The sequence below is a fragment of the Bacillus sp. EA-CB0995 genome (assembly GCF_055814245.1).
The window spans coordinates 1,981,800-1,995,821 of sequence record NZ_CP169269.1 but is presented as its reverse complement, the minus strand read 5'-3'; the positions used below and the strand labels follow the sequence as shown (position 1 = coordinate 1,995,821).

The 14,022-nt window shown below is 35.1% G+C and carries 16 protein-coding genes and 3 pseudogenes; 5 read left to right on the top strand and 14 right to left on the bottom strand.

Annotation, left to right across the window (positions count from 1 at the left end; all coding sequences use genetic code 11):
• Positions 1-18: 18 nt before the first annotated feature.
• The 3 genes from ACEWFJ_RS10435 to tkt all read right to left on the bottom strand — a co-directional run bounded on the left by ACEWFJ_RS10435 (position 19) and on the right by tkt (position 3,013).
• Positions 19-240: a YneF family protein gene (locus ACEWFJ_RS10435; protein ID WP_098309636.1), complete on the bottom strand. Its 222-nt coding sequence runs from the start codon at positions 238-240 to the stop codon at positions 19-21.
• 78 nt (positions 241-318) lie between these two features.
• Positions 319-759 carry a sporulation inhibitor of replication protein SirA gene (gene sirA, locus ACEWFJ_RS10430; protein ID WP_440603813.1) on the bottom strand — a complete coding sequence of 147 codons (441 nt, stop codon included), beginning with the start codon at positions 757-759 and terminating at the stop codon, positions 319-321.
• A 253-nt stretch (positions 760-1,012) separates the two neighbouring features.
• A complete protein-coding gene (gene tkt / locus ACEWFJ_RS10425; protein WP_473692011.1) occupies positions 1,013-3,013 on the bottom strand; it encodes a transketolase in 2,001 nt (666 codons plus the stop codon).
• 1,025 nt (positions 3,014-4,038) lie between these two features.
• On the opposite strand from tkt, the pseudogene ACEWFJ_RS10420 reads away from it, so the two are divergent.
• Positions 4,039-4,143, top strand: a pseudogene (locus ACEWFJ_RS10420) (helix-turn-helix domain-containing protein); the annotation flags it as partial.
• A 74-nt stretch (positions 4,144-4,217) separates the two neighbouring features.
• Here the strand turns inward: ACEWFJ_RS10420 and ACEWFJ_RS10415 are convergent.
• The 4 genes and pseudogenes from ACEWFJ_RS10415 to ACEWFJ_RS10400 form a co-directional block, all read right to left on the bottom strand.
• Positions 4,218-4,457, bottom strand: coding sequence for a DUF3850 domain-containing protein (locus ACEWFJ_RS10415; RefSeq protein ID WP_429713959.1), 240 nt, complete (start codon positions 4,455-4,457; stop codon positions 4,218-4,220).
• Positions 4,458-4,802: 345 nt separating this feature from the next.
• Positions 4,803-5,078, bottom strand: a complete 276-nt coding sequence (locus ACEWFJ_RS10410) for a stage V sporulation protein S (protein WP_429713960.1) — start codon at positions 5,076-5,078, stop codon at positions 4,803-4,805.
• A gap of 167 nt (positions 5,079-5,245) precedes the next feature.
• Positions 5,246-5,788: a site-specific integrase gene (locus ACEWFJ_RS10405; RefSeq protein WP_429713961.1), complete on the bottom strand. Its 543-nt coding sequence runs from the start codon at positions 5,786-5,788 to the stop codon at positions 5,246-5,248.
• A pseudogene (locus ACEWFJ_RS10400) lies at positions 5,785-5,985 on the bottom strand (ArpU family phage packaging/lysis transcriptional regulator); the annotation flags it as partial. The gene ACEWFJ_RS10405 and the pseudogene ACEWFJ_RS10400, both read right to left, overlap by 4 nt.
• A 134-nt stretch (positions 5,986-6,119) precedes the next feature.
• Here ACEWFJ_RS10400 and ACEWFJ_RS10395 point away from each other — a divergent pair.
• Positions 6,120-6,326, top strand: coding sequence for an Arm DNA-binding domain-containing protein (locus ACEWFJ_RS10395; protein ID WP_473692008.1), 207 nt, complete (start codon positions 6,120-6,122; stop codon positions 6,324-6,326).
• Positions 6,323-7,249 carry a tyrosine-type recombinase/integrase gene (locus ACEWFJ_RS10390; protein WP_473692006.1) on the top strand — a complete coding sequence of 309 codons (927 nt, stop codon included), beginning with the start codon at positions 6,323-6,325 and terminating at the stop codon, positions 7,247-7,249. Before ACEWFJ_RS10395 ends, ACEWFJ_RS10390 begins: the two co-directional genes overlap by 4 nt.
• A 450-nt stretch (positions 7,250-7,699) precedes the next feature.
• Here ACEWFJ_RS10390 and ACEWFJ_RS10385 read toward each other — a convergent pair whose 3' ends face one another.
• A complete protein-coding gene (locus tag ACEWFJ_RS10385) occupies positions 7,700-8,434 on the bottom strand; it encodes a MerR family transcriptional regulator (RefSeq protein WP_429713982.1) in 735 nt (244 codons plus the stop codon).
• 255 nt (positions 8,435-8,689) lie between these two features.
• Here ACEWFJ_RS10385 and ACEWFJ_RS10380 point away from each other — a divergent pair, with 255 nt between their 5' ends.
• Complete coding sequence (locus ACEWFJ_RS10380) at positions 8,690-10,276, top strand: bifunctional metallophosphatase/5'-nucleotidase (protein ID WP_473692434.1); 1,587 nt, start codon at positions 8,690-8,692, stop codon at positions 10,274-10,276.
• Positions 10,277-10,321: 45 nt separating this feature from the next.
• On the opposite strand, the gene ACEWFJ_RS10375 is transcribed toward ACEWFJ_RS10380, so the two are convergent.
• Positions 10,322-10,561, bottom strand: a complete 240-nt coding sequence (locus ACEWFJ_RS10375) for a DUF896 domain-containing protein (RefSeq protein WP_098311098.1) — start codon at positions 10,559-10,561, stop codon at positions 10,322-10,324.
• Positions 10,562-10,606: 45 nt separating this feature from the next.
• A pseudogene (locus tag ACEWFJ_RS10370) lies at positions 10,607-11,262 on the bottom strand (YneB family resolvase-like protein).
• A 141-nt stretch (positions 11,263-11,403) separates the two neighbouring features.
• On the opposite strand from ACEWFJ_RS10370, the gene lexA reads away from it, so the two are divergent.
• Positions 11,404-12,024, top strand: a complete 621-nt coding sequence (gene lexA, locus ACEWFJ_RS10365; RefSeq protein WP_098311100.1) for a transcriptional repressor LexA — start codon at positions 11,404-11,406, stop codon at positions 12,022-12,024.
• A gap of 28 nt (positions 12,025-12,052) precedes the next feature.
• Here lexA and ACEWFJ_RS10360 read toward each other — a convergent pair whose 3' ends face one another.
• The 4 genes from ACEWFJ_RS10360 to ACEWFJ_RS10345 are packed head-to-tail and all read right to left on the bottom strand — an operon-like array spanning position 12,053 to position 13,736.
• On the bottom strand, positions 12,053-12,511 hold the full coding sequence (locus tag ACEWFJ_RS10360; RefSeq protein WP_473692432.1) for a DUF4097 family beta strand repeat-containing protein: 459 nt from the start codon (positions 12,509-12,511) through the stop codon (positions 12,053-12,055).
• Positions 12,511-12,870, bottom strand: coding sequence for a DUF4097 family beta strand repeat-containing protein (locus tag ACEWFJ_RS10355; protein WP_473692004.1), 360 nt, complete (start codon positions 12,868-12,870; stop codon positions 12,511-12,513). The genes ACEWFJ_RS10360 and ACEWFJ_RS10355 overlap by 1 nt, the downstream gene beginning before the upstream one ends.
• 5 nt (positions 12,871-12,875) lie before the next feature.
• The gene (locus tag ACEWFJ_RS10350) at positions 12,876-13,421 is read right to left on the bottom strand and encodes an HAAS signaling domain-containing protein (RefSeq protein ID WP_473692002.1); all 546 of its coding nucleotides are present in this window, start codon (positions 13,419-13,421) and stop codon (positions 12,876-12,878) included.
• A 3-nt stretch (positions 13,422-13,424) separates the two neighbouring features.
• On the bottom strand, positions 13,425-13,736 hold the full coding sequence (locus ACEWFJ_RS10345; RefSeq protein WP_473692000.1) for a PadR family transcriptional regulator: 312 nt from the start codon (positions 13,734-13,736) through the stop codon (positions 13,425-13,427).
• Between the last annotated feature and the right edge of the window lie 286 nt (positions 13,737-14,022).

Genomic DNA, 14,022 nt, shown 5'->3' with positions numbered 1-14,022 from the left:
GAGTGCCTTTTATAGCGCTTATTTCAGTTGTTGTTTATTCATTGCGCTCATCATTTGATTGATTTTCTTTTGGGATGGTTTTTGTCCCATTTGCATCATCATCATTTTTAACATTTGTTCATTAATTGGTGGATTTTTTTGTAAATAGTTCATCATATATTTGCGTGCGATGAAAAATCCTAACGCAACGCCTGCTACTAGTGCTAATACGCCCACTAGAACAACTACCCAAATTGACATATATTTTCCTCCTTCATGTTGTCTACCTTACAGTGTACTAAAACCTTTTCAATAAGACAAGATTGTATTCGACATTTTTTATATATAAGTACGCACTTGTTTGAGAGGATTTAACCATCCGTATTGTTTACTCTCATAATCCATCGCAAGAAATGTTAATTCACATTTTCTAAGCACTTCAAAAATAGCTGTTTCCATTTCAACATTTTCAGAAGTATGCATTCGAATATACTGCGGCTTAATACTCACTTCCCCATATACATTTCCATTAGATATAATATGCGTATGCTCATTTCTTTCATATTTCCCGTATGTTCGCAGTGCCTGTTCCATTTTATGATGTAATTTCATTACTTGTAAGGGCAATGTAATATACTTCATTTGTTTATACAACACTTTCTTTTCTGAAAGGGAACGAGACTGTGCAAAACGAGCAAACAAATCAAACAATAAAAACTCACGACCGAAATACGACTTCGTAACATCTTCTTGAATTAAGTACAGTTCATACGTTCTCATGTTTTCCCTCCCGCATTGGACAACTTTATTTCTCTTCATTATATAGAAACAAATATGCAATGATTGTCTGACTGCGGAGAAAGAAAAAACTTTTTCTGTCGAATAAATTGAAACGTCGATCAGTAAGAGATTTTCTTCATCCCCTACTTATGGAAAACTCTCCCTAATCAAGGTCTTACTGCCCCCAAAGTAGCGGTATAAATCTTTTTACATAGAAAAATCCCTCCATGCCGGAGAGATTTTTCCAAAATCATTAAAGCATTTCTTTTACTTTGCGAACAACGTTTTCTACAGTGAATCCGTATTCTTCCATAATCTTTTCACCAGGAGCAGAAGCACCGAATGTATCGATACCTAGTACATCTCCTTCAAGACCAACGTAACGATGCCATCCGAATGTAGCACCCATTTCAATTGCAAAACGTTTTGTTACTGCTTTTGGTAATACAGATTCTTTATATTCAGCAGATTGTGCATCAAAGCGGTCCATAGACGGCATGCTGACAACAGCTGCGTCAACACCGTCTTGTGCTAATGCTGTTTGCGCTTCAATTGCTAAGCTTACTTCAGATCCAGTTGCAAGTAAGATTACATCAGCAGTTTCTTTCTTGCTTGCAGAAACTACGTATGCACCTTTCGCAACTTTTTCATACGTATCGTCTTTAGCACCTTCTAATGTTGGAAGATCTTGACGAGTTAAGATTAATGCTGTTGGTGTTTTTGTAGATTCTAACGCTAACTTCCAAGCTGCAACAGATTCGTTACCATCAGCAGGACGAATAACAGATACGTTTGGCATTGCACGAAGAGCTGCAAGCTGTTCAACTGGCTCATGCGTTGGTCCATCTTCTCCAACTGCGATACTATCATGTGTGAACACATATGTTACTGGCAGTTGCATTAACGCAGCAAGACGAATTGCTGGACGTAAGTAGTCAGAGAATACGAAGAACGTACCACCGTAAGTTTTTAAACCGCCATGAAGTGCAATACCGTTCATTGCTGCACCCATTGCAAATTCACGTACACCGTACCAAATATTTTTACCGCTGTAGTCTTCTCTTGTGAAGTCTTTTTCTTTGTTCATGTATGTTTTGTTAGAACCAGCAAGGTCTGCAGATCCACCAAAGAATGATGGTACAGATTCAGCAATTGCATTAATAATTTGTCCTGAAGATGAACGAGTTGCCGTTTTTGAACCAAGTTCGTATGTTGGTAAGTTCTTATCCCAACCTTCTGGAAGAAGACCTTTCATTGCTGTTTGCAGTTCAGCTGCTAATTCTGGATATGCTTTTGCATAACCATCAAGCATTGCGTTCCACTCAGCTTCTGCTGTTTGGCCAGCATCTTGTACTGTTTTACGGAAGTTTTCATACACTTCTTCTGGTACATGGAAGCCTTGTTCAAATGCCCAAGTATATGCTTCTTTTGTTAATTTCGTTTCTTCTACGCCTAGTGGAGAACCGTGTGAAGCTGATTTTCCAGCTTTGTTTGGTGAACCGAATCCGATTGTTGTTCTTACTTCGATTAATGTTGGACGTTTTTCGTCAGCTTTTGCTTCTTCAAGCGCTTTCGCAATTGCTCCGATATCGTTCCCATCTTCAACACGGATTACTTGCCAGCCGTATGCTTTATAGCGATCCTCTACGCTTTCAGAGAAAGAACGATTTAAATCGCCATCTAATGAAATATCGTTAGAATCATATAACACAACAAGACGGCCTAATCCTAAATGAGCCGCTAATGAAGATGCTTCAGCAGAAACGCCTTCCATTAAGTCTCCATCACCGCAAATTGCGTATGTATTATGGTCAACAACGTTATACTCATCACGATTGTACTTCGCTGCTAAATGTCTTTCAGCCATTGCCATACCAACAGCTGTTGCGATACCTTGTCCAAGTGGACCTGTTGTTGCATCTACACCTGGTGTGTGACCGAACTCAGGATGACCTGGTGTTTTACTTCCCCATTGGCGGAAATTTTTTAAATCATCCATTGTTACATCATAACCAGATAGATGAAGTAAGCTGTATAATAACATTGAACCATGACCTGCAGATAATACGAAACGATCACGGTTAAACCACGTTGGGTTATTTGGATTATGTTTCATAAATTGCGTCCATACTGTATAAGCCATTGGTGCTGCACCCATTGGCATTCCTGGGTGACCAGAGTTTGCTTTTTCAATCGCATCAATGGATAATGTGCGAATCGTGTTGATAGAAAGTTGTTCGATTGAATGTGACATGCTATTCTTCCCTTCGTTTATAGTAGTAAACGTTTTCGTTTTACACATCTATATGATATCTTTCCTTGCAAGATTATACAACATGTACGGACAAATAAGTTGATGTTTTTTCGGATTTGTTCAAAAAACGTACTAAAATTCACAATGTATAGGATTTCAATCTGCTATACTTTTTTAGGTTTTCACACTTTTTCAAAAAGAATGTGGTCAAAAATGTGGTCAAATTAAAATATGTCCTGCATAACAAAAACTCTAACAAACAAATCATGTTTTACTGCAAATAATCCTTACATGTAAGCCATTATTATCTTTAAACATTACACCTGGAATAATACAAATTTTTTCTCCATCACACCGAAATTCTATAGGCTTTTCAATATACCAAATATCTGGACAATTACAATACAACCGTTACATCTACGTATCGTTCTAATTCTTTTAGTATTCGATTTGCATTTCTAATGCCACCCATATCATGTACAAGCATTAAGTGCCTTCGCGTCGCAAACTTTAACTTACAAATTGCAGATAAAATCTCATTCCCTACTAGACTTTATCCTATGCTACTTTGTTTTCTTCTATTAATAAGTATATATGTGTATAAAAAAATAGGAGTAGCTTTTTATCGCCATCTCCTATACCAAAATGACTAGCAAGTGAAAAATATGCAAAAATAACTGAAGTTATGCAAAAATACATATTTATAATCACAATATACTGATATAATCAAATACAAAAGTTTCTAACAAACTTTTGTATTTGTAATGTCATAACCCTAGAATTAAAATGTTTAATTACGAAACTGTCATCTTGTCACACAACAAAAAAGCCCTGACGCTCTATTAAATTGGGCATCAGGGCTTTTTGTTAGTTATCTAAGCCAATTTACATAAGACTCATCAAGTTTACACCAACATGGTAATAACAAAGATATTTGTTTTTTTAATTTCTACTATTATATACAGACAGGATAGAGAATTAAACTGATTTAACTCCCTATGATATACACATAAATCTTTTTACATACGAAAATATCTAAAGGTAAGTTTGCATATTTCAACGGTATTGTAAATAACTTAATGGACAAGTTTTATTTTGATGATGATTTTATGTGTGAAGATTACACATGATATATTTATTCAAACAAAAACGTCTAAAAAAAGACAACCCCTATGAGTTGTCATAACAATTTATTCTAAAAAGATTACTGTATTAATTTAAAACTAAAAACTACATAATTATCTTTTTGTTCGTAATCTGTAATGTAGGTGATTTCTACATTAACCTTTCGCCCTGTATGTTGCTTCTTTTCATCATCCCATTCATTGAGAACAACTTTATCACCTATATGAAAATCTCGGTCATTTTTTCTAATTTCAAAAGTCTTAATTTGTTCTAAAACAGGTGAAAAAAATTCTTTGTTTATTTTCAAATTATGTAGCATAGCGTTAGTCACCTCTAATATGAAACTTTACCTAGTAATGAAATTTATTAAGTCTGAGAAAGGCACAGTTTCATCGTAAATAAATAACTTAATGTTATTTTCCTCTGAATATTTAATTGCCTGTCGTATCTCAGAATTCTGAAATTCTGCTAAAAGTTCAATTGGGTATTCCATATCTTATATTTTGTGTAACTGTCCCGAACGCTGAACCCATTGCTATTATTAACTTTATAACACTTTCTTTTTTGAGTTACACAACACAATAAAAATGGTTAACTATAAGTAAAAAAGAAAAAGACCGACTTCTATCGGTCTTTTCAAATATTCTTATATTGTTGGTCTCTTCTAAGACCTAGATTTTCTAGGACCTACAATTAATTTGATTGCTGTTCTTTCTTGATTATCGATTGAAATCTCTTGAAACGCTGGAATAAGGACCAAGTCAATACCACTAGGAGCTACGAATCCTCTTGCAATAGCAATGGCTTTAATTGCTTGATTTATAGCGCCAGCTCCAATCGCCTGAATTTCTGCTTTACCGCTTTCTCTTAATACGCCTGCAATTGCGCCTGCAACTGAATTGGGATTTGATTTTGATGATACTTTTAATATATTTTCCATGTAATTTGCTCCCTCTGTTATTTAATCGTCTTTTTGGTTACTGACTGGAATGTAATTAACGTACCTTTAACTAATATTCATATCCAAAGCAAACAATACTATTGAATGTATTTATTCGATATTTTTTATGTTGTACCTGCCCATCTACATAAATAAAAAGCGAATTACTAAATCTTAAACTTAGTCATCGCTCTATCCATTGCATCTTGGTTTACCCCTATATATCTAAGTGTTACTCTTTCTGATGAATGATTAAATATCTCCATAAGCAACGCTATGTTCTTTGTCTGCATGTACATGTGATATCCAAATGTCTTACGTAGTGTATGAGTTCCTATTTCATCTAATCCAAACTCTGCTGCTGTATTTCTAAGTATTTTATATGCCATGCTGCGTCCAATCGGTTTATTCGTTCCTTCTCGACTCTTAATCAAATAATCATGATCATCTCTTTCTTCAATATACCATCGTAACTCTCTCTTTAACGCTGGAGTCAGTTGAATACGCTTCTGTTTTCCTGTTTTCTTCTCTCTCATGGAAATGTGACTACCTTTTAAATCTCTAACTTTCAACTTTAAAATATCACTTATACGTAAGCCTGTGTTAATTCCCATTACAAACAAGATATAATTACGTTCGCTCTTTTCTTTTAAATACTCTTTTATTTGCTGTATCTGCTCTGGATCACGAATAGGTTGAACAAAATTCATTCTTGTTCACCATCTTTCTGTTCATAAACTTCTAGTCTAAGTGCAAATGCAAGCTTATAGAAAGCATTCGCTTTATTGCGTCTATATGTGCGTTCACTCATACCAATCTCGTTATAAACCATATAATCAAAGACATCTTCATCTTCTAAATAGCGCTTTACAATTATTTCTCTTTGATTCTTACTAAATCGACTTAATACGTTTAACGTCACCGTAGAGCTCGCTAACAGGCGTTTAATACATTACGAAGAGCAAATGCTTGCAAGTCGCATACAAGACGTTTTACGAGTATATTATGCTGTTTAAATAATTATTAGGAGGTCTTAGTCCAATGAAAGGATATTTTAGAAAACGCGGTGACAAGTGGTCTTTTACAGTTGATATTGGTATCGATCCAGAAACAGGGAAACGAAAACAAAAAAGCAAATCTGGTTTCAAAACAAAAAAAGAAGCTCAAAAAGCTGCTGCGGCACTTATTACACAAGTAGAGTGCGGTGACTATTTTGAAGAGAAAAAGTTACTGTACAAGAATTTATGACACTTTGGCTTGAAACTGTGGCAAAACATAATGTAAAACCCTCTACTTTCGCTGCATACAAAACAGCTGTTAAAAAAATTGTCACAGTAATAGGACATAGAAATATACATGAGCTAAAAGCTCCAATGATAACAGCAATGTATAATAAGTTCCTTAATGAAGGTGTAACAGAAGACTATGTAGGACTTCTTCATTCCATTTTAAAAACATCTCTAAATACTGCGGTTAAATGGGAATATGTGCACTCTAATATACTTACAAAAGTGACCAAGCCTAGAAAACAAAAAAAGGAAATGCAAACATGGTCCTTTGAGGAAGCACGAAAGTTTCTTGATTACATGAAGAAAGATAAACAATATTATTATATTTTATACATGCTAGCTATATATACTGGTATGCGCCGCGGTGAAATTTTAGGTCTTCGTTGGGGAGATATCAACTTCGAGACAGAAAAGATTAATATTAAGCGAACATTGTATTACACTCCAAATGAAGGTATCTATGTGCAATCAACAAAAAATGAGCAATCTTCCCGAGCCATTTCTATTTCAAATTTTGTAATTGAAGAACTAAAAAAATATCGCATTTCTCAAAAAGAATCTGGACTGCAACTTGGCATAATTTTTTCGGATGATAGCTATGTTGTAACAAAAGAAACTGGCCAACCTTTAAATCCAAATGGTATATATATTCATTTTACAAGAGCAATTGAAAAGGTTGGCTTGAAAAAGATTCGCTTCCACGATCTACGACATACTCATGCAACACTTATGTTACATCTTGGGGAACATCCAAAAATTGTTTCTGAACGATTGGGGCATTCTTCGATTGAGATGACCATGAATACATACTCCCACGTTACTTTAGACATGCAAAAGGAATCATCTGATCGATTCGAAAAAGCATTTCGAAAAACAAATTAGACTCAATGTGGGCAAAATATGAGCAAATATTCAAAAACGCAAAGCCAAACCCTTTATTTACAAGGTTTTTGGCTTTGCATTTTTGATACAACATGTACGGACAAATATGTTGATGTTTTTTCGGATTTGTTCAAAAAACGTACTAAAATTCACAATGCATATTTGCTATACTCTTATGTCCAGACCTTTCTTAAACCCTTGGATTCTTTATTGCTTGCCACTAATCAATAATTACATACAACCCCTCATTATCTTTAAACATTGCATCCAAAATGATACACATATTTTCCCCCGCATTTTTTATTTACGATTTAAAATATCGTATTTTGATTACAATTGATAACCACACTACATTTCCTAATATAAAAACCAACTTTTTCTTATCTCATAAACAAAAGGTCCTATTCTCCCAAATGGAGAATAGGACCTTTAAAATTGTATACATACATTTTACTTCTTATTACGATCTGCATACACTGCCATCGCATCACGCATAAACTCAGCCAAACCTTCACCGAATTGGTCAATATTTTTTGTAAAACGTTCATCATCTACATACATTTGCCCTAGACCTTTAAATGCCTCCAATGAATAATGACCAAAGTTCTGCAAATAATCATACCATTCTTTAATTGCTTTTTGGGCCTGCTCTGATTCAGGTGAGTCATTACGAAGTGCCGCAAGTTTCCTATAGATTGCATTATATTCTTCTTGTTTTTCTCTCGTCATGTTTGCCGCTGTTTTATTTGCCTTGTCAACCGCTTCATTCCCCCAGCGTTCACGTGCTTCTTGCTCATATGGGTTTTGACTAAAATCAAAGCCCTCAAATTTTTCTTTGTTCGTCATTTGAATTTCTCCTCTCGTATGTTGAATCGTCTTATCAATCGTTGCAATCACTTTATCGAGTCTAAAGCGCTTCTCAAGCAGCATTTTACGATGCAAAACGAGTGCCTCTTCTCGATTAAATGAAGGATCATTGATAATTTCTTTAATTTTCTTTAAAGGGAAGCCAAGTTCTTTAAAAAACAGGATTTGTTGCAATGTCTCCAAATTATCGTTGGAATAAAGGCGATAACCAGATTCGGTCGTCTCCTTCGGGGTTAATAACCCAATTTCATCATAATGATGCAGTGTGCGCACACTAATACCAACTAAATTCGATACTTCTTTCACTTTCATTGTCATCATTTTGCCCTCCCTTAGTACATACAATAAAGTATGACGTAACGTTAGAGTCAACACAAAAAGATAAAAAATATAAAAAACACCTTCTATTGTTAGAACCCCAAAATAGAAGACGTTTTTCAAGTAGGATACAAATTATTTATACAATCTATTTGCGAATTGAATGAAGAATGAAATCAATAATAATAACCATAAATATTTTATTAAAATTATTTGTTATGATTTATCATAAGTTAACAATAAAGAAGGTTGATACTGTTGAATCTGAATCATGTAGTAAATATAACTATCTTACTAACAAGTGATGTACATGGTACGGTTTACCCTATTCACTATCAAAATAACGAAAAAGCAGAATTCGGATTAGCAAAACTTGCAACACGTATTGCGCAAGAACGTACTCAAAATGAACATGTAATCTTGATTGAAAACGGTGATTTCATACAAGGAACTCCGTTTACTTATTACTACGCCAAATATATGCAACATGAAAAACACCCCATGTCCATCATCGCCAATCATATCGGCTATGATGCAGCGATTATTGGCAATCATGAATTCAACTATGGAATGGACATATTAAACAAAGCAATTACAAATGCAAAGATGCCCTACCTAGCCGCTAATATTTTAGATAAAAAAACAATGGAGCCCTACTTTGGAAAACCCTATATCATTAAACATATACATCCTGATATAAAAGTTGCGATACTAGGGGTTACAACTCACTACATCCCAAACTGGGAACAACCACAACATATTGAAAATTTAACTTTTGAAGATGCATTAAAATCAACAAAAAAGTGGATTTCTTATATTCGTAAACAGGAACAACCTCATCTACTTATTGTGTCATATCACGGAGGGTTTGAACGAGATTTGCAAACTGGAGAGCCAACAGAAGTTTTAACTGGGGAAAATCAAGGATATGCAATATGTCAAGAAGTAGAAGGAATCGATGTATTGTTAACAGGACACCAACATCGCTATATTGCTCATACAAAAATAAATGGAGTAACCGTCTTACAGGCGGGCAGCAATGGGAAATCATTAGGAAAAGTACACGTCTCCTTAAAAAAGGATAATACCGAGTGGATTGTTAAGGAATGTTATTCTGAATTGTTATCTGCGGAAAATGTTCCAGCAGACGAAATGGTACTTTCACTGGCATCTGCATACGAAAACCAAACTCAGCGTTGGTTAGATCAACCCATTGGTACTATTATTGGTGATATGCTGATTCGCGATGCGATGCAAACTCGTTTGCAAGATCATCCCTTCATCGAATTTATAAATAAAGTACAGATGGATGTAGCTGGAGTGAATATTTCTTGTACAAGCTTGTTTCATAATGAATCTTCCGGCTTTCCAAACCGCATTACAATGAGAGATATTGTTTCGAATTATATTTATCCCAATACTCTAAAGGTCATTCGTGTTACAGGAAAAGATATAAAAGAGGCCCTTGAGCTATCTGCCAAATATTTCTCGTTAGATACAGATGGAAATATCATTGTAAACCCTTCATATATCAAACCAAAACCGCAGCATTATAATTACGATATGTGGGAAGGAATTTCATACATATTAAACATTTCAAAACCAGTTGGGGAAAGAGTCGTTTCCCTACAATATGAAGGGTCTCCTCTTCACTTGCATCAAGAGTATGACGTTGTCATGAACAATTATCGTGCAAGTGGTGGCGGAAATTACGTAATGTATCAAAATAAGCCCATTATAAAAGATATACCAATTGATATGTCTGAGCTCATTGCAAATTACATATTAGAACGAAAAACAATCGAAGCGATGACTAATCATAATTGGAAAGTTGTTAAATAATGAATTTTCCTATCAAACTTAAAAAAGATGGACTGCGCCCATCTTTTAATTTAACTTTGCTTTATTTTGTTTTTTTAATTCTTTTAACTTTTTCGGCGTAACGTCTTTACCGTCTTCGTTAACAACTTTGATTGATTTCAATTCGTTTAACATGTTTTGACGAAAACCTTTTAAATATTGTTCACGGAGCGATTGACGCTCACGTTGCTCTTCTTCCGTTAAACCTTCTGCTTTTGCTTTTTTCGCTAAGAAATTAATGCGTTCAATGAGTTCGTGACTTAGCATCTCGAATCCCCTTTCTACTAAAAACTGATTATTATCATACAATAGTTACTCTTGTTTATCAAGCAATTGCTTCGTATACTCTACATACCGGCGATGTACAGTCGCTTTTGATACTTCATGACCAAAACCACGAAGCGTTGCTGCAATTTCTTCAAATGTTAATTCGTTGCGGCGCAGACGAACAATCTCTTCGATAGGCACTTCTTTTTCTCCCGACCTGTGCTTAAATGACGATTCTTTAAATTTTTCTCTGGACGAAATCCATTTTCTACAGCTCGCTTCATTCCACGTTTAATCTTTAAATTATGAATCTTTCTCTGGTATTCTTCTACTATACCAATAATATCAAGTACCATTGAATCTGCGTCAGAAAGCTGTAATTCGCCATTATGTGCATGTGTATATACTTTTACTCCTTCTTTGTGTAAACAATGCATTAAGGCGATTTTCGCATTCCCTCTCCCCAGACGTGTTTCATCTTGAATGAGAAGCACGTCAACATGTTCATCACGAATGGTATCTAACACTTCTAAAATACCATCTCGTTCTATGTTATATCCACTCGCTTTCTCTTCTACTACTCTTACAATATTCATTTGATACTGTTTAGCTAAATGCAATAATTCATCCTTTTGGCGTGTTAATGATGTTTCCTGCGCTTCTTTCGTCGTGCTCACACGTGCATAAATAATCGCATTCATTTCATACCCTCTTCTCTATCTCACTTTTCACATCATAGTGTATCACAAACTAAGTATTTGTTCGAACTTATGTTTGTAGAATATTTTTTCACATGTTATAATACAAGTAAGAAAATTTAAAGAAAACGAGGTGTAAAAAACATGGAGAAGTTAACGAAACGACAGCAAGACATTCTCGACTTCATTAAACAAAAAGTACAAGAAAAAGGTTATCCGCCTTCCGTACGTGAAATCGGTCAAGCAGTCGGTCTTGCTTCTAGCTCTACTGTGCACGGACATTTATCTCGCTTAGAGGAAAAAGGATACATTCGCCGCGATCCAACAAAACCGAGAGCCATTGAAATTTTAGGAAACGATAACATCGAAACGGATACACAACCAGTCGTTCACGTACCGATTGTCGGGAAAGTTACAGCTGGTTCACCAATTACAGCAGTTGAAAGTGTAGAAGAACATTTCCCACTTCCGGCAAACCTCGTTTCAGGCTCAGATCAAGTATTTATGTTACGCATTTCCGGAGATAGTATGATTGAAGCCGGTATTTTTGACGGAGACTTAGTTGTTGTTCGCCAACAACAATCTGCTTACAATGGTGAGATCGTTGTCGCTTTAACAGAGGACAATGAAGCTACGGTAAAACGTTTTTACAAAGAAAAAGATCATTTCCGTTTGCAGCCAGAAAACTCTTCTTTAGAACCTATTATTTTAGATAACGTTTCTGTTATCGGAAAAGTAATTGGTGTATATCGTCATTTACACTAAAAACAGACCAGCTGAGCTGGTCTGTTTTTTAGTTCGTCTTGATTTTCACATCTCCTGCTGCTGTTTCCCCGCTAATCTGTACCTTTCCGTTCCCTAATGTAATTTCTTTATTTTCTTTCCCGAAAATCTTTACATCTCCTGCATGAGAAGAGCCCTTTACAACGGCATCTTTCGGTACTTCCTGTAGCTGAATATTGACATCTCCTGCTGCTGACTCCGCTTCAATACTATATTGCGGGTTATGCTGCGTTACCTCTATATTTCCTGCTGTTGCTTCTGCAAGTACTTTCCCTTCTACTTTATGCAAAACAATATCCCCCGCGCTAGATGAAGTATTCACGTTATTCGATTTTATTTGCTTCATTTCTACTTCACCTGCTGCTGTATGTGCGGATACATTTTCACTTTGAATGTCTCGCACTTGAATATTTCCCGCCTCTGTCTCTATTTCAATTTGATTGTATACGCGTTCAGGTACAACGACTATTAAACTTTCACCTTTGAAACCAAATGAAAAAAAGAAAAATCAAATATATGTTTCTTTTTTGTTTTCACTTCCACTTGTAGCGTTTCGCCCTTCTCATTTACGTCTAACTTTCGTTTTTCCTGATCACCATTATACCGAACTTCAAATGAATCAGTCTTTCCTTTTTCAATCACAACATCTCCTACATCTGTGTCAACGTTGATATTTTTAATTTGATCATTTTTAAATTGTTTCTGTTCCAATTTCTTTGTTTCCACTGACCCATTCACAGATTTCATAAAAAAAGCTGATCCTGCAAAAAATAAACCAATTCCTCCAATCACAATACAAACAAGTGCTATGAATACAATTTTCCTCATTTTATCTACTCCCCTTTAATTACTTTTAAATTCCAATTGGCGTATTTGACAAAAAGCGTTTTAAACCAAACTGTACAATAATAAGCACCAATCCCTAAAAGTAAACCAATACCTAAGAGTAAAATAGAAATGAATACATCAGATAAAATAAAAATTTGAGCAAAAATAATTTTTGTTAACACAAGTAAAGGTGATAAAACAAATACAGCACTAACTGTCCAAAGTGTTAAAATAAGACTTCCGATTGTTAATAACGGGGCTAATACAACAACTAAATTTAAAAAACTGAGTCCAATGATTGCCACAATCGCTCTTGCTACATTAGAAAAAGTTGGATTATGCTTCACCTGCTCTAAGCGATGAGACGCTAACGTTTCCTTAGCAATTGTTTTAGGCGAACCAAGAGCTTTTATAATTTCCGCTTCTGTTTTCCCTTCTTCTATTCCAAATTGAAAATGTTCCTCGTAATCATATAAAATATCGTTCCGTTCTTCTTCTGGCAGCTTTCTAAGGTGTTCTGATAATTCATGAAGAAATTGGTCTTTAGTCATTTGCTACACCTCTTCAATAATTTCTTGTACTCCCCTTGCAAACTCACGCCATTCTGTCACAAGCGCATAGAGTTGCTCTGCACCTTGATTTGTTAACTGATAATATTTCCGCGGAGGCCCTTCCGATGATTCTTTTAAATATGTCTGAAAGTACCCTTCTTTCGTTAGACGACGTAACAATGGATACACTGATCCTTCTGATATTAAAAACTTATTTGAAATTTGCTGAACTAATTCATAGCCATAGCAATCTCGTTTCCTTACAAGCGCAAGAACGCAAAGCTCCAATACACCTTTTTTAAATTGAACGTTCAAAGGCAATCCTCCTTCCCAATTCAGTACTATTCAATACAAGGTACTTGATTAACCATAATATACCATTCAGTACTGAATATTACAAGGTACTATTCCAATTTTTATAAAATAAAGTAAAAATTAGGTAGATGAGGGGTTCTGTATCTCTCCCGCCCCATTGGGATATAAATCTTATCACCCATTAATACGGGTGAAAAACAAACTACTCACACTTTTTTCTTCCCTAACCAAACTGTAATCATTGGCATATAAAAGTTTTAGAGAGATTTCTATCTTTTCTAAGGAG

Bases quoted from the DNA above. Each gene is read 5' to 3' on its own strand.
- ACEWFJ_RS10435 (WP_098309636.1), bottom strand. From the start codon at position 240: ATGTCAATTTGGGTAGTTGTTCTAGTGGGCGTATTAGCACTAGTAGCA.
- sirA (WP_440603813.1), bottom strand. From the start codon at position 759: ATGAGAACGTATGAACTGTACTTAATTCAAGAAGATGTTACGAAGTCG.
- tkt (WP_473692011.1), bottom strand. From the start codon at position 3,013: ATGTCACATTCAATCGAACAACTTTCTATCAACACGATTCGCACATTA.
- ACEWFJ_RS10415 (WP_429713959.1), bottom strand. From the start codon at position 4,457: ATGCTACATAATTTGAAAATAAACAAAGAATTTTTTTCACCTGTTTTA.
- ACEWFJ_RS10410 (WP_429713960.1), bottom strand. From the start codon at position 5,078: ATGGAAAATATATTAAAAGTATCATCAAAATCAAATCCCAATTCAGTT.
- ACEWFJ_RS10405 (WP_429713961.1), bottom strand. From the start codon at position 5,788: ATGAATTTTGTTCAACCTATTCGTGATCCAGAGCAGATACAGCAAATA.
- ACEWFJ_RS10395 (WP_473692008.1), top strand. From the start codon at position 6,120: ATGAAAGGATATTTTAGAAAACGCGGTGACAAGTGGTCTTTTACAGTT.
- ACEWFJ_RS10390 (WP_473692006.1), top strand. From the start codon at position 6,323: ATGACACTTTGGCTTGAAACTGTGGCAAAACATAATGTAAAACCCTCT.
- ACEWFJ_RS10385 (WP_429713982.1), bottom strand. From the start codon at position 8,434: ATGACAATGAAAGTGAAAGAAGTATCGAATTTAGTTGGTATTAGTGTG.
- ACEWFJ_RS10375 (WP_098311098.1), bottom strand. From the start codon at position 10,561: ATGCTAAGTCACGAACTCATTGAACGCATTAATTTCTTAGCGAAAAAA.
- lexA (WP_098311100.1), top strand. From the start codon at position 11,404: ATGGAGAAGTTAACGAAACGACAGCAAGACATTCTCGACTTCATTAAA.
- ACEWFJ_RS10355 (WP_473692004.1), bottom strand. From the start codon at position 12,870: ATGAGGAAAATTGTATTCATAGCACTTGTTTGTATTGTGATTGGAGGA.
- ACEWFJ_RS10350 (WP_473692002.1), bottom strand. From the start codon at position 13,421: ATGACTAAAGACCAATTTCTTCATGAATTATCAGAACACCTTAGAAAG.